Source organism: Streptomyces sp. ATCC 21386 (assembly GCF_018728545.1).
In the GTDB taxonomy this organism is placed as follows: domain Bacteria; phylum Actinomycetota; class Actinomycetes; order Streptomycetales; family Streptomycetaceae; genus Streptomyces.
In genome coordinates this window covers 1,465,589-1,479,312 of the sequence record NZ_JAAVVL010000001.1, presented here as the reverse complement: position 1 = coordinate 1,479,312, position 13,724 = coordinate 1,465,589, and the positions used below count along the sequence as shown (strand labels likewise).

The 13,724-nt window shown below is 70.5% G+C and carries 14 protein-coding genes; 3 read left to right on the top strand and 11 right to left on the bottom strand.

Features of this window, described 5'->3' with window-relative positions:
• Positions 1 to 81: 81 nt before the first annotated feature.
• The 4 genes from GWK25_RS06485 to GWK25_RS06470 all read right to left on the bottom strand — a co-directional run bounded on the left by GWK25_RS06485 (position 82) and on the right by GWK25_RS06470 (position 4,002).
• On the bottom strand, positions 82 to 834 hold the full coding sequence (locus GWK25_RS06485; RefSeq protein WP_215448893.1) for an AIM24 family protein: 753 nt from the start codon (positions 832 to 834) through the stop codon (positions 82 to 84).
• 27 nt (positions 835 to 861) lie between these two features.
• Positions 862 to 1,539, bottom strand: a complete 678-nt coding sequence (locus GWK25_RS06480) for an AIM24 family protein (RefSeq protein ID WP_215448892.1) — start codon at positions 1,537 to 1,539, stop codon at positions 862 to 864.
• 8 nt (positions 1,540 to 1,547) lie between these two features.
• Positions 1,548 to 3,152 carry a TerD family protein gene (locus tag GWK25_RS06475; RefSeq protein WP_215448891.1) on the bottom strand — a complete coding sequence of 535 codons (1,605 nt, stop codon included), beginning with the start codon at positions 3,150 to 3,152 and terminating at the stop codon, positions 1,548 to 1,550.
• Positions 3,153 to 3,405: 253 nt separating this feature from the next.
• Positions 3,406 to 4,002, bottom strand: a complete 597-nt coding sequence (locus GWK25_RS06470; protein WP_215448890.1) for a M48 family metallopeptidase — start codon at positions 4,000 to 4,002, stop codon at positions 3,406 to 3,408.
• Between the two features lie 217 nt (positions 4,003 to 4,219).
• On the opposite strand from GWK25_RS06470, the gene GWK25_RS06465 reads away from it, so the two are divergent.
• Together GWK25_RS06465 and GWK25_RS06460 are read left to right on the top strand one after the other, a co-directional pair.
• Positions 4,220 to 5,488 carry a TOMM precursor leader peptide-binding protein gene (locus GWK25_RS06465; RefSeq protein ID WP_215448889.1) on the top strand — a complete coding sequence of 423 codons (1,269 nt, stop codon included), beginning with the start codon at positions 4,220 to 4,222 and terminating at the stop codon, positions 5,486 to 5,488.
• Entirely contained in the window at positions 5,481 to 6,839 is a 1,359-nt protein-coding gene (locus GWK25_RS06460; RefSeq protein WP_215448888.1) for an AarF/ABC1/UbiB kinase family protein, read from the top strand. The genes GWK25_RS06465 and GWK25_RS06460 overlap by 8 nt, the downstream gene beginning before the upstream one ends.
• 21 nt (positions 6,840 to 6,860) lie before the next feature.
• Here GWK25_RS06460 and GWK25_RS06455 read toward each other — a convergent pair whose 3' ends face one another.
• The 5 genes from GWK25_RS06455 to GWK25_RS06435 form a co-directional block, all read right to left on the bottom strand.
• A complete protein-coding gene (locus tag GWK25_RS06455; protein ID WP_184899189.1) occupies positions 6,861 to 7,070 on the bottom strand; it encodes a hypothetical protein in 210 nt (69 codons plus the stop codon).
• Positions 7,071 to 7,214: 144 nt separating this feature from the next.
• Positions 7,215 to 7,538 carry a hypothetical protein gene (locus GWK25_RS06450; protein ID WP_045559068.1) on the bottom strand — a complete coding sequence of 108 codons (324 nt, stop codon included), beginning with the start codon at positions 7,536 to 7,538 and terminating at the stop codon, positions 7,215 to 7,217.
• Positions 7,535 to 7,903, bottom strand: a complete 369-nt coding sequence (locus tag GWK25_RS06445; protein WP_005480495.1) for a WhiB family transcriptional regulator — start codon at positions 7,901 to 7,903, stop codon at positions 7,535 to 7,537. Before GWK25_RS06445 ends, GWK25_RS06450 begins: the two co-directional genes overlap by 4 nt.
• Positions 7,904 to 8,076: 173 nt before the next feature.
• The gene (locus GWK25_RS06440) at positions 8,077 to 8,400 is read right to left on the bottom strand and encodes a hypothetical protein (protein WP_045559069.1); all 324 of its coding nucleotides are present in this window, start codon (positions 8,398 to 8,400) and stop codon (positions 8,077 to 8,079) included.
• A 164-nt stretch (positions 8,401 to 8,564) separates the two neighbouring features.
• Entirely contained in the window at positions 8,565 to 10,790 is a 2,226-nt protein-coding gene (locus tag GWK25_RS06435) for an ATP-dependent DNA helicase UvrD2 (protein WP_215448887.1), read from the bottom strand.
• A gap of 217 nt (positions 10,791 to 11,007) precedes the next feature.
• Here GWK25_RS06435 and GWK25_RS06430 point away from each other — a divergent pair, with 217 nt between their 5' ends.
• A complete protein-coding gene (locus GWK25_RS06430) occupies positions 11,008 to 11,250 on the top strand; it encodes a mycoredoxin (protein WP_215448886.1) in 243 nt (80 codons plus the stop codon).
• 13 nt (positions 11,251 to 11,263) lie between these two features.
• Here the strand turns inward: GWK25_RS06430 and nudC are convergent, their stop codons facing one another.
• Entirely contained in the window at positions 11,264 to 12,211 is a 948-nt protein-coding gene (gene nudC, locus GWK25_RS06425) for an NAD(+) diphosphatase (protein WP_215448885.1), read from the bottom strand.
• Between the two features lie 95 nt (positions 12,212 to 12,306).
• Entirely contained in the window at positions 12,307 to 13,719 is a 1,413-nt protein-coding gene (locus tag GWK25_RS06420; RefSeq protein WP_215448884.1) for a dipeptidase, read from the bottom strand.
• Positions 13,720 to 13,724: the final 5 nt, after the last annotated feature.

Below are 13,724 nucleotides of genomic sequence, written 5' to 3'. Positions count from 1 at the left end.
GAACGCCCCTTACACATCCGCCCGATCACAGCGGCGCCCGTTCCCTCAAGGGCACGGCGCATCCGTCCATCGGCGCTTCGCTCAGTTGCGGCTGCCCCCGAGGGAGTTGCCGCTCAGTCCGCCCGCGCCCATGCCGAACTGTCCGAGAACTCCGGACGTCCGCAGGTGCTGCGGCGGAAGCAGCTCGCTCGGCTGCACCAGGACGTGCCCGTGGCCGCCGAAGTGCATCTCCCAGCCCTCACCGGTGGATCCCCTGCGGCGCCACACGGCGGACGTGGAGGTCGGCGCCTGGAGCTGTGTGCGCAGCGAGGTGGACCAGGCGATGACGGCGTCCGAGTCGACACAGATGTTCTTCTCGGGCGTCACCTCCAGCGCGAGCGGCTCTCCCGAGGTCATCAGGACGACCTTGCCGCCACCGGACAGCTCCAGGTTGTACGCGCCCGCCGAGGCCACCTCGACGGCGCTGTCCACGGCGACGATGCCGACGTTCAGCGAGCCGTCGAACGCCAGGACGGCGGAGGAGTCGACGGTGATGCCGCGGCCGACCTCCATGATGTGCAGGTACTGCGCGAAGTTGGCGAGATACACGACCCCGTTGCCCTTGCAGCGCATGAGTTCGAGCCGCTCACCGGTCATCCGCTCGGCATTGCGCCAGCTGCGGTTGCGGTACTGGCTGTCGAAGTCGACCTGCCCCTCGAACGCGACCATGGCGCCCTGACGAGCCAGGACGGGACTGCTGCCGATGGTGAGGTCGGTCTTGAGCAGTTGCGGGTTCTGCAGTGTGTAGCGCTCGGTGTGGTTCACCGGGATGTGCGCGAAGAGTGTGCTGTGCATGGTGTGCTGTTCTCCTCTCAGCGCCGGTCAGCCACGGATCTTGAAACGGTCGCCGGTGTCCTCGCTGGGCTGGACGACCACGAAGCCCCGCCCCTTGAACCCGATCTGGAAGGCCTCCCCGCTGCCCCGGCCGATGAGCGCACCGGCCTTGATGGTGCGACGGGCCTTCATGTCGAGGCCGTCGGTCCAGGCGATCAGCGCGTCCGGGTCGACGTAGGTCTCCCGTTCGGCGCAGTCGAGGGAGATCGGCACGCCCCGGCTGACCAGGGCGACCCATCCGGTGCCCCGGATCACGAGGTTGGTGAGGCCCGAGCCGGAGAGCTTGGCGAGGCCCTTGACCGGCTCGATGGAGAGCTGGAGGGAGGCGTCGCAGGCCAGCAGGGTCGGGCCGTTGACCGACAGCGCCTCGTTGTTCAGGTGGAGGACGAGGACATCGCCGCCGTAGTCGGCGAGGTACAGGTCCCCGTCGCCGCGGCAGAGCATGAGCTTGCCGCCCTCGCCGGTGACCATCTCCTCCGCGCTGCGCCGCAGCGTGGCGGGCGGGCCGTCGAACTGCACGTAGCCGTCGTACGCGATCATCGAGCCGGCCTTGGCCAGGAGGTCCTGGCCGGTGACCATGGTGACCTTGAGCGTCTTGGAGCTGTGCACGCTCATACGGACGCCGGTGGAGGCGGAGCGGTGCGCGTTGAGTGTCTGAAGGTCCATGCTCTGCCTCACACCTCGAAGGGCTGGACGACGACGAAGTTGCCGGGAGCGCCGCGGAACTGGAGGTTGACGGCCTCCTGCGTCTGCCGGGCGTATCCGGAGCGGCGCAGCCTGAGCGAGGTCGTGGTGACGGCCTGTGCGCCGGCGGACCAGGCGATGACGGCGTTGCCGTCGACGTAGGTGGCCGGTCCGACGGGCAGCACGACGGGAACACCGCGCGTCTTGACGACGACCGCGCCCGTACCGGAGAAGAGCATGCTGAACAGGCCGCCGCCGGGGAGGCCCGCGCCCTCGATACGGCGGATCTCGGTGTCCAGGGACTCGTCGAAGGCGAGGACGCCACGGGCGCTGGTGTAGAGCTGCTCGTTCTCCAGTCGGATGACGAAGAGCCGGCTGGCCTCGTCGGCGAGGAACACCTCACCGTCCCCGGAACACCGCATCAGGGCCATGCCCTGGCCGGTGAGCTGGCCCGTCAACTTGCCGAGCAGGCCGGAACCCTTGTGGGCGAAGTCGATGTCGCCCTGGTAGGCGACCATGCTGCCCTGCTTGGCGAGGATGTTGGCGCCCTTGGTGAGCGTCGCTCGCACCAGCTGCGGGTTCTGCTCGGTCCAGCGGTCCCCGACGGGGGCCTCGGAGTACTTCGTCAGAACGACTCGCAGCCCTGCCTCCGGCGGCACCGGCGCGAGCTGTGTCCCGCCGCCGAAAGGCTGTGCCTGGCCCGGGAAGGCACCCGGGGCGCCCGGGGGCGTGAACGGGCCGCCTTGCGGAGCCGCACCCGGCGGGGTGAAGGGGCCGCCCTGCGGCGCGGCACCGGGAGGCGTGAAGGGCCCACCCTGCGGCGGGGCGCCGGGCGGGGTGAACGGCCCACCCTGCGGCGGTGCGGCCGGGGGCGGCACGGTGCCGCCGGGCGGCGTGTGCAGGGGCGCGGCGATCGTGGGAGCAGCGTGCACGGAGGGCGAGGGCGCCGGCGGCGCGAACGGCTGTGTGGGCGCCGGGGCGGCCGGAGCCACGGGGGCGCCGAACGCGGGCGGGGCGAACCCGGGCGCGGCGTCGGCCTGCGGCTGCTGCGGTGCGGCGGGCTCCTCCTCGGCGACCTCGCCGCCGAAGTTCTTCAGCAGCGCGTCGAGGCCGCCGTCGAAGCCCTGCCCGACGGCCGCGAACCGCCAGACGTCCTTCAGATAGAAGTCGCCCAGCATCACGGCACGCTCGGTGGAGAACTCCGAGCCGTCGAACGGATACCTGGCCACTTCCTCGCCGCCCGCGACGATACGGACGTAGCCGGGGGCGATCTGCGACATCTGCCCGTTGCCGTCGATCGTCGCCGTGAAGGACAGCTTCTGGATCTGCGGCGGGATCTTGTCGAGGGTGACACGGAAGGACTCGGTGTCACCCGACTGGGCGCCCAGGAGCTGGATGGACTCCTCGGGGGTCTTCGGCTGGTTGAAGAAGACGAAGTAACGGTCGTCCGAGAGCCGTTCGTCGGCGTCCAGTCCGAAGCAACTGATGTCGAAGGTCAGCCCGGGGGCGGAGATCTGTACGCCTACATACAGATCCGTGCCCGCGGTGAGGTCACTGATCTTGGCCTTGTGGCCGCGTTGGAATTCCCTGGCCATGCGTAACGACCGTCCCCCATCCCGAAAGTGCGTGCGCCTGCGAGTGCGTCGCGCCAGGCTAACCGCAAAGTCCTGGGGCGTACGAGGCCGGTACAGAGACGGTACAAAAGCGCGACTTCGGTCACCGGTTCCACAAACGCACACGCGCGCGTGAAGCGCGTGTTCCGGGACACCCCCGCTCGGGGCACCCGCCGTGCGGCGCCCTCGGGCCCCGGGTCACGGGCCGTGTCTCAGCGAACAGCCGCGCGAGGTGTCACTCGTCCCGTGTGACGGGCAGGTGGGGGAGGCGGTCGGCGGCGACCACCCCTTCGAGGTAGCCCCGAGCACGCTCGGTGCGCGGATAGGCGTCCAGCAGCTGCCAGAAGCGGGGGCCGTGCCCTGGTACGAGCAGGTGTGCGAGTTCATGCAGGAGGACGTAGTCGACGACGTACTCCGGCATGCCCTGCAGCCGGTGCGAGAGGCGGATGCTGCCCTCGGCCGGGGTGCACGACCCCCAGCGGGTGTTCTGGTTGGTGACCCAGCGCACGGAGGTGGGCCGGGCGCGACCGCCGAAGTACTGGTCCGAGAGCCGGGCGGCCCGCTCCGACAGCTCGGTGTCACCGAGGCGCCTCTTGCTCTCCTGTGCGGCCAGCTTGTCGAGCATGACCGTCACCCAGCGCTGCTCCTCCGCCTCGGACATCCGTGCGGGGATGAGCACGACGGTGCGATCGCCCTCGCGGTACGCGGAGACCGTTCTGCGCCGTCGCGCGCTCCTGCGAACCTCGATCGCGCTCGCCCCCGAGCCGCTCGGCGGCTGGCTCGTCGTGCTGCGCGGTGGCTTTGCGGCGCGGTGCAGTGGGTCGGCGGGCACGCCCCGACGTTACCCGCTGCACATGGGGGAAGTCCCGCCTCCGGGACGGTTCGATATCGATCCGCACCCCGAGCGCCTGATTTGTACGACGAATGCCGTCGCCTGTGGACAACTCTCGACAGGCATCGTCGCTGTCCGTGCATGCTGGCATTCGTCGGCGGACCAGGCACTCGCACCGCCGGCGGACGGAACCGATCTCTGGCTACGGGGGCCGATCATGCATCCGATGGTGAAGCCCGCGCTCCGGCGCGGCTGGCGGGATCTCAACACCGTGCAGTTCGGTCTGGCACCGGCGCACGCCATGGTGCTGGGCCCGATGGACACGACGACGGGCAGTTTCCTCGCTCTGCTCGACGGCACACGAGGGTTGCCGCTCCTGCGCGACGAGGGACGCCGCATGGGTCTGCCGGACGGGCATGTGGACTGCTTGGTGGAGCGCTTGTCCCGGTCCGGCCTGCTGGACGACGCGACGGGCGGCGGCCCGGCCGCTGACGACCTGCGCGCCAAACCGGACGTCCTGGACCGGCTGCGGCCCGACGCCGCCACGCTCTCTCTGATCACCTCCGAGCCGGGCGACGCCATGGGTCGTCTGGCCGCGCGCCGATCACTGAGAGTGCAGGTGCGGGGTGCGGGGCGGGTGGGATCGGTGCTCGCCTCCCTGTTGTCGGGTGCGGGGGTCGGCGAGGTCGACGTCCGCGACGTCGGCCGGGTGGAGCCGTGCGACGTCGCCCCGGGCGGGCTGTCCGCCGAATCGATCGGCGAACGCAGGGACACGGCGGCCCGCCGGGCCGCCCGGCACGCGGCGCCCGATCGTCCGCCACGGCGTCGCCGCGGCTCCCGGCCTCCTTCCACTCCGTCGGCCGGAGAGCGGACGGCGAACCGTCTCCGCGAGGAGTCCGGGTTCTCGCTGGTGATCCTCGCCCCACGGGACGGCGCCGATGTCCACGCTCCCAGGCCCATGGCCGCCGAGCCGCTCGTCTCCTCGGGTACGCCCCACCTCTACGCGGGTGTGGTCGAGGGGACGGGCGTGGTCGGCCCTCTGGTCCTGCCCGGTGAGACGGGTTGCGCGGGTTGCCTGGAACAGAGCCGCACCGATCGCGACGAGACGTGGCCGCGGCTGGTCGCACAGTGGCGGTCCGGACGTCCGCACCAACTGGAGGCGTGCGACCTCGCCCTGGCCACGACCGTCGCCGCACTGGCCGCGGCGCACGCGCTCGCCTTCCTGGACGGGCGGACTCCGTCCAGCGTGGGCGCCCGCTGGGAGGTCTCGGTACCGGGGTTGGACTGGCACCCGCGTCCGCTGTGGCCGCACCCCGCATGTTCCTGCAAAGCCGCTGAAAACGGTGCCGCCGGGAAAGGTAACGGGGAACACACCGCAAAGGAGGGGGAAGCGCACGAGACAATGGCGGGGCATCAGCGGTCAACGAGGTTGTCCCGCAAGGCACACGCGGCACGGCCTGCTGGGAGTTGGAGGGCGCATGTCTGATCTTCCCCGGAAGGCGGTCACCCGGACCGCCAAGCTCGCCGCGCTTCCGCTCGGCATCGCAGGCCGGGCCACCTGGGGACTCGGCAAGCGAATCGTCGGCGAGTCGGCGGAGCTCGTGGGCCGTGAACTCCAGCAGCGCACGGCGGAGCAGCTGTTCAAGGTCCTGGGCGAGCTGAAGGGCGGGGCGATGAAGTTCGGGCAGGCCCTGTCCGTCTTCGAGTCGGCACTTCCCGAGGAGGTCGCGGGCCCCTACCGCGCGGCTCTGACGAAGCTCCAGGACGCGGCACCACCGATGCCGACCCGCACGGTGCACGCCGTGCTGGAGGAGCGCATCGGCGCGGACTGGCAGGAGCTTTTCCTGGAGTTCGAGGACAAGCCGGCCGCCGCGGCCTCCATCGGCCAGGTGCACCGAGCGGTGTGGCACGACGGCCGAGAGGTCGCCGTCAAGGTGCAGTACCCGGGCGCCGGCGAGGCTCTCCTCTCCGACCTCGGTCAACTGAGCCGGTTCGCGCGTCTGCTGGGCCCGTTGATCCCCGGCATGGACATCAAGCCGCTCATCGCGGAACTGCGGGACCGTGTCTCCGAAGAGCTCGACTACGGCCTGGAGGCCCAGGCCCAGCAGGCGCACGCGGAGGAGTTCGAGGACGACCCGGACGTGGTGGTCCCGGCAGTGGTGCACCAGTGCGAGCAGGTGCTGGTGACCGAATGGATGGAGGGCACCCCTCTGTCCGAGGTGATCACCGACGGCACTCAGGAGCAGCGCGACCGGGCGGGCCAGCTGCTGACCCGCTTCCTCTTCTCAGGTCCGGCCCGCACCGGCCTCCTGCACGCCGACCCGCACCCGGGGAACTTCCGCCTGCTGCCGGACGAGAAGAGTGGATGGCGCCTGGGCGTCCTCGACTTCGGCACGGTGGACCGACTGCCGGGTGGCCTGCCGGCCCCGATCGGCGAGGCCCTGCGGCTGACCATCGACGGCGAGGCCGAGGCGGTCTACGAGATGCTCTGCACGGAAGGCTTCGTGAAGGAGTCGATAGAGCTGGACCCGGACGCCGTCCTCGACTATCTGCACCCCATCATCGAACCGGTCCGGGCGGACGAGTTCACCTTCGCCCGCGGCTGGATGCGCAGCCAGGCCGCTCGGATCGCCGACCCGCGCTCCCCCGCCCACCAGTTGGGCAAGCAGCTGAATCTGCCCCCGTCCTACCTCCTCATCCACCGGGTGACCCTGAGCACCATCGGCGTCCTGTGCCAGCTCGGCGCGACGGTCCGTATGCGCGACGAGCTGGAGGAGTGGCTGCCGGGTTTCCTGCCCGAGGAGGAAGGCGAGGGCGAGTCGGCCGCGGAGGCGTAACCGGTCCGGTCGAGGGCGGGTTCACCACCAGGCCGAGTCCAACCTGCCTTCGATCGCACGCAGGTTCTCCCTGGCGCAGGTCTCGCAGAAGTAGCGCCTTGCCCCGTTCTCCACGGAACAGATCCACAGAGGTCGAGGGGCGTCGGCGGTGGTGCCGCAGCGGGCGCACACGAGGGTCTGGGGTTCCGCGGCGGGGCCGCCCTGGTCACTGTCCCCGGAAAGACTCGTCACTCGGCGACGATATCGCCGCCCTCGGCGGATGCGTGGGCACAACGCACCGCGGGGGCCGGTCCCTTCGGACCGGCCCCCGCGGGGAGCCACTACTGGTGGTGATGTGCCTGTCCAGGCCGGGTCATGCCGGTCGCCGTGTGGCGACTACTGCATGACCGCCATGGCGAGCGCACGGCGGGCGCGCAGCGAGGCGCGCTCGGCCCGGCGCTGCATCCGCTGAGCGACCGCCAGGCGCATGGCCCGGCGTTCCTGCTCAGCCTGGTGCAGGCGCTCGTGCATATGCGCACGAGCCAGGGCTTCTGGCATGAGATGCATCTCTCGGGTCCTGTTCTGGCGCGAGGCGTTCGCACCGGTGGTGGTGAAATCAGGTGTCGCGGAGCCGGCGGGCTCGCTCGTGGACGGCTTCATCGGGGCCTGCTTCTTGGGGTCGTGCGTGAGGGGGCGGTCGATCGTTCCGGTGATGTTCATGCCGTGACCGGGTTCTTGCGCGGGCGACCACGAGGCCGCTTGCGGGCCACGACGACACCCTGGACGAAGAGCTCGCCACCCCAGACGCCCCAGGGCTCACGCCGCTCCTTGGCGCCCGCGAGGCAGGCCTCCATCAGCGGGCAGGTGCGGCAGAGGGACTTGGCGTACTCGACATCGGCCGGCGACTCGGCGAAGAAGACCTCCGGGTCGTAGGAACGGCAGGGGACGGGTACGCCGAGGTTCTCGATGGCGTCGTCGAGCGCGGTGAGCGCGGTGAGCGGGGTCAAGGTGGAGTCCTCCGTGAGGCCGGGCGGGGGGATCGTTTCGGAAGGCGGTACGGACGGGGCGTGCGCTTCGAGTTGCACGGTTCGTCTTCCTCGTCTGGTCGTTCCGGCCTGTTGGCCGGTGGCGGCTGGTACCGGGTTCTTTTCTTGTCCCGAGGCCCCTTCGCTCTGTAGTCCCTGGTCAGGGACAAACAGAAGGGCCGCGGATCCCGGATGGGGTTCCGCGGCCCTGAAGGCGCCGGCCTGATCGTCGATCAGGCTGGATCACTCCAGGGTTCAGGCCCACGGAAGGCCCACATCAGGTGGTGCTGCGTCGTCTGCTTCCGGAATCCGGCACCGGCCGCCGCGAAGGCATAGGCCTGGGCCTGTGCCTCTACTGCTGCTTCCAGTGCCTTGGTCGGTCGCTCATTGCGCTCACGGACGGGGAGACCCGCCAGAGACACGGAGGACGCCGGACGGCCGCCACTGATGGCGGACAGACCGGTACCCAGGTTCGAGACACCGAGCATGCACAGGGAGACGGCCGAGCGATCGGTCATTTTGACCGTGCTGATGTAGCTGGTGTTGATGCTGATCACTGGACTCGCCTCCTCTCGGCGTCTATGGGAACCGGTGTGAACCGATCCGACGGATATGAAGTACATCACGAAACCAGGGCCTTCGAGAAGGCCGCTGCTCTCGTGCCTAAGAACCTATGGGGATTGCTGGGGCATGCGCAAACTATTTTTTCGACGAGTTCGTATCAGTCGTTCTCGTCCTCGTACCCAGGCTCCCGACCTGCACAGATGTCGAGAACATCGGCGCCGTAGCGCTGCAGCTTGCGGGCGCGGACGCCGGGGATGCGACCGAGTTCAACCGGAGTGCTCGGCCCCGCTTCCGCGATCGCCATCAGAGTCCGGTCCGTGAAGACACAGAAGTCGGGTTGGCCGCTGCGCTGCGCCTGGACCGCGCGCCATTCGCGCAGGCGCTCGTAGAGGCCCTCGTCCATGTCGGAGGGGCAGTCCTCGCAGCGCATCAGCTTCATCTCGCCGGCGTCCCGCAGGGTGCGCCCGCAGACCCGGCAGCGGGCCGGGGTCCGGCTGGTGCGGCGTGGCGCCGTCGCCGCGGCGGCACCGCCCCCGAGGTCGCCCGTCCGGCCTCCCGGGGAGCCCGGTTCGACGCCCCCGGAGCCGCCCGTGCCGGTCCTTCCCGCTGTAGCGGTCGATCCGGGGCGCAGGCCGTTGAGGAATCTGCTGGGGCGGCGGTTGGGACGGCTGCCGGGCGAGCGGGACAGGGCCCAGGAGACGGAGAGGTGTTCGCGTGCGCGGGTGACGCCCACGTAAAGGAGCCGTCGCTCCTCCTCGATCTGTTCGTCCGTCCTCGCGTAGGTGATCGGCATCATGCCCTCGGCGACCCCGACGAGGAAGACGACGTCCCACTCCAGGCCCTTGGCGGAGTGCAGCGAGGCGAGGGTGACGCCCTGGACGGTCGGGGCGTGCTGGGCGCCCGCCCGTTCGTCGAGCTCCTTGACCAGGTCGCCGAGTGTGGCGTCGGGCTTGGCGGCGGCGAAGTCATGGGCCAGGTTCACCAGGGCCGCCAGTGACTCCCAGCGTTCCCTGACCGCTCCGGAGCCCGCCGGTGGTTCGCCGGTCCAGCCCTCGCCGGACAGCACGGCCCGTACCTGTGAGGGGAGGTCGACGGCGTCCTCGAGGAGCGTGTCGTTGCCGCCGAAGCGCGCGGCCGCCCTCAGCGCGGCCCCCGCCTTGCGTACCTCGGGGCGGTCGAAGAATCGTTCCGCGCCGCGCAGCTGATAAGGCACTCCGGCGTCCGCGAGAGCCTGTTCGTAGGTCTCGGACTGGGAGTTCGTGCGGAACAGGACGGCGATCTCGCTGGCGGGGACTCCGGAGGCGATGAGGTCACGGATGCGGCGGGCTGCTCCCTCGGCCTCGGCGGGCTCGTCCGCATACTCGGTGTACCGGGGCTCGGGGCCCGGGGGTCGCTGGGAGATCAGTTCGAGGCGGTGGTCGGCGGCCCGGCCGCGGGCCTGGGAGAGCAGGCCGTTGGCGAGGTGGACCACCTGTGGGGTGGAGCGGTAGTCGCGGACGAGTTTGACGACGGTGGCCCCGGGGTGGCGGTGGCGGAAGTCGAGTAGATGGTCGGGAGTTGCGCCGGTGAACGAATAGATCGTCTGGCTGGCGTCGCCCACGACGCACAGGTCGTCCCGGTCGCCGAGCCACAGTTCCAGCAGGCGCTGCTGGAGAGGGCTGACGTCCTGGTACTCGTCGACCACGAAGTGCTGGTACTGGGAGCGGACCTGCTCGGCGATGTCGTGGCGGTCCTGGAGGATACCGACCGTGAGCAGGAGGACGTCCTCGAAGTCGATGACGGCCCGTTCGCGCTTCAGGTCCTCGTACGTGGCGTAGATCTGGGCGATCTCGGCGGGGTCGCGGGGGGCTTCGCGGCCGTGCTTGGCGGTCGCGGCGACGTAGTCGGCGGGGACGGTGCGGGTGACCTTCGACCACTCGATCTCGGCGGCCGCGTCGCGTAGTTCGTTGCGATCGAGACGGATGCGGCAGGCGGCTGCGGCGTCCGCGACGAGCTGGATCTTGCGGTCGACGATGCGCGGCATGCCGCCGCCGACTGCTTTCGGCCAGAAGTACTGGAGTTGGCGCAGTGCGGCAGAGTGGAACGTCCGGGCCTGGACACCGGCGGCGCCGAGCTGGCGGAGCCGGCCGCGCATCTCTCCTGCGGCGCGGTTGGTGAAGGTGACGGCGAGCACGCTGGCGGGCTGGAGCATGCCGGCCCGCACTCCGTAGGCGATGCGGTGGGTGATCGCCCTGGTCTTGCCCGTACCGGCGCCGGCCAGCACGCACACCGGACCGTGCAGGGCGGTGGCCACCGCGCGCTGCTCGGGGTCGAGCCCTTCGAGCACCGCGTCGGCCGAGTCGGGGACCTGCGGGAAGAGGGTGGAATGCGTTGCTGGTGTCACATGGCCATGCTGCCAGGTCGCCGGAGACGGCTGAGCAAGTTGTCCACAGGCAAGCTCTCGGAGTCGTACTAATGCGGCAGGCGCCGCTGTGTTCCGGTGTGCCGACGCGGGTGCAGCGGTGGTGGACGCCACCCGAGTGGGGGAATGGCGGGCCTGTCGCGTACGTTCCACTCACTGCTACCACGCACCCCCCAGACCGTGAAGGAGCGCCAGGGACATGTCGGGCACTGTGACGATGTACAGCACCACGTGGTGCGGCTACTGCCGTCGGCTGAAGAGCCAGATGGACCGCGAGGGCATCACGTACAACGAGATCAACATCGAGCACGACCCGGAGTCCGCCGCGTTCGTGGAGAAGGCGAACGGCGGGAACCAGACGGTGCCCACCGTCCTCTTCCCGGACGGCTCGACGCTCACGAACCCTTCGCTGGCGCAGGTCAAGCAGAAGATCGGCGTGTAACCACGGACCGGCTTCAGCCCGTGTGACCTCGTGTGGGCAGGGGCTTGCCGTACCAGAGTTCGATCAGTCGGGCCGCGATCGAGATGCCGTAGGGAGACACGACCTCCCCGGACTCGAACGCGGCCCGCAGTTCTTCGCGGGAGAACCAGCGGGCCTCGTGGATCTCGTCGCCGTCGACATCGACGGTGGTCGAGGTGGCCCGGGCCATGAATCCCAGCATGAGGCTGGAGGGGAAGGGCCAGGGCTGGCTGGCGACGTACTCGACGTGACCGACCGTGATGCCGACCTCTTCCTGGACCTCGCGCCGCACGGACTGCTCGATGGACTCACCGGGCTCCACGAAGCCCGCGAGGGTGGAGAACCGCCCCTCGGGCCAGTGGACCTGGCGGCCGAGCAGGATGCGGTCCTCGTCGTCCGTGACCGCCATGATCACCGCCGGGTCGGTGCGCGGGTAGTGCTCGGCGCCGCAGGCGGGGCAGCGCCGGATGTGTCCGGCCGCCGCGATGACGGTGCGCTCGCCGCAGCGGGAGCAGAAGCGGTGGGTCCGCTGCCAGTTCTCCAGGCCGACCGCGTGCACCATGAGGCCCGTGTCACGGGGCGACAGCAGCATGCCCGCCTCCCGCAGCCCGGCCGGGCGTGCCGACTGGTCCATGCGGCCGGGGAGCGCGTCCTTCTGGAGTGCGAAATAGCTCACACCGTCGGCGTCGGTCCCCAGGAAGTAGCGGTGCGCCTCGGTGAGCGGGGCCTCGAAGGAGGGCGTCATGACGAGTTCGGTGGCGCCGTCCGCGGTCTCGTCTATGAGGACCTGACCGCCGGAGACCACGAAGCAGCGGGTCGTGGGGTGGCTCCAGGCCGCCGCGAGCCAGGCCTCGTCGAGCCGGTGGTAGGCGGCCCGGTCGATGCCGCTGGGGGCGGTGAGCGCGATGGGTCGGTCGGCGGTGTGGTCGGTCCAGGTGGTCACGGGTGCTTCCAACTCCCCCGGTGAAACGGTTGATGGGGCGGGGCGGTTCGGCGGGGCGTGCGGTGGGCTGGGCGTGCCGGGGCGGTCGGGTCTCTTCAGTGTGCCTCGTGGGTGCTTTCGGCCAGCTCGCCCCAGAGGTACGCGCTGGTCTCGACGCCCTTGAGGAGCAGATCGAGTTCGACCTTCTCGTTGGGGGCGTGCCAGCCGTCGGAGGGGACGGAGATGCCCAGGAAGAGGACGGGGGCGCCGAGGACTTCCTGGAGGTCGGCGGCCGGGCCGGAGCCGCCCTCGCGCGTGTGGCGGACGGGCTGCTGGAACGCACGGCCCATGGCCCGTACGACCGCCCGCAGGGCAGGGTGGTCCAGGGGCGTCAGGCAGGGGCGGGTGGAGCCGGTGAACGTGATCTCGTGCCGGATCCCGGCGGGGATGCGTTCGGCGGCCCAGGCGGTGACCGCCTTCTCGATGTGGTCGGGGTCCTGACCGGCCACCAGGCGGAAGGACAGCTTCGCCATGGCCGAGGACGGGATGATCGTCTTGCTTCCGGCGCCCTGATAGCCGCCGCCGATGCCGTTGACCTCGGCGGTCGGGCGGGCCCAGATGCGTTCCAGGGTGGTGTGACCGGCCTCACCGTGCGCCGCGGTCGACCTGGCCGTGTGCAGCCATCGTTCCTCGTCGAAGGGCAGTTCGGCGAAGAGTTCACGCTCGCGGTGGGTGAGTTCGACGACGCCGTCGTAGAACCCGGGGATCGCCACCCGCGCGTGCTCGTCGTGCAGGGCGGCGACGAGACGGGCGATCTCGGTGGCCGGGTTCGGTACGGCGCCGCCGAAGGAGCCGGAGTGGATGTCCTGGTCGGGGCCGTACAGCCGGATCTCGCACTCGGCGAGGCCGCGCATGCCGGTGCAGACGGTGGGGGTGTCCTCGGCCCACATTCCGGTGTCGGAGACGACCACCGCGTCGGCGGCGAGCCGTTCGGCCCGGGCCTCGACGAGGGCGCGGAAGTGCGGGGAGCCGGATTCCTCCTCGCCCTCGATCAGCATCTTCAGGTGGACGGCGGGGGCGGTGCGGCCGGTGGCGGCGAGGTGGGCGCGGACACCGAGTGTGTGGAAGAACACCTGCCCCTTGTCGTCGGCCGCCCCGCGCGCGTGGAGCCGGTTCCCACGGATCACGGGGTCGAACGGCTCGGTGTCCCAGCCGTCCTCGCGCGCCGCGGGCTGCACGTCGTGGTGGCCGTAGACCAGCACCGTGGGTGCGTCGGCGTCCGTGGAGGGCCATTCCGCGAAGACCGCGGGCGCTCCCGCCGTCTCCCAGACCTCCGCCGTCGGGAAGCCGGTCTCCCGGAGCTTGGCGGCCAGCCACTCGGCGCTGCGCCGTACGTCCGTCGCGTGTTCGGGCTGGGCCGAGACCGACGGGATGCGCAGCCACTCCACGAGGTCGTCGAGGAAGGCGGCACGGTGGTTCTCGATGTACGTACGGACGACGCTGACGTCGCTGTCAACGGACTGGCTCATGCTCC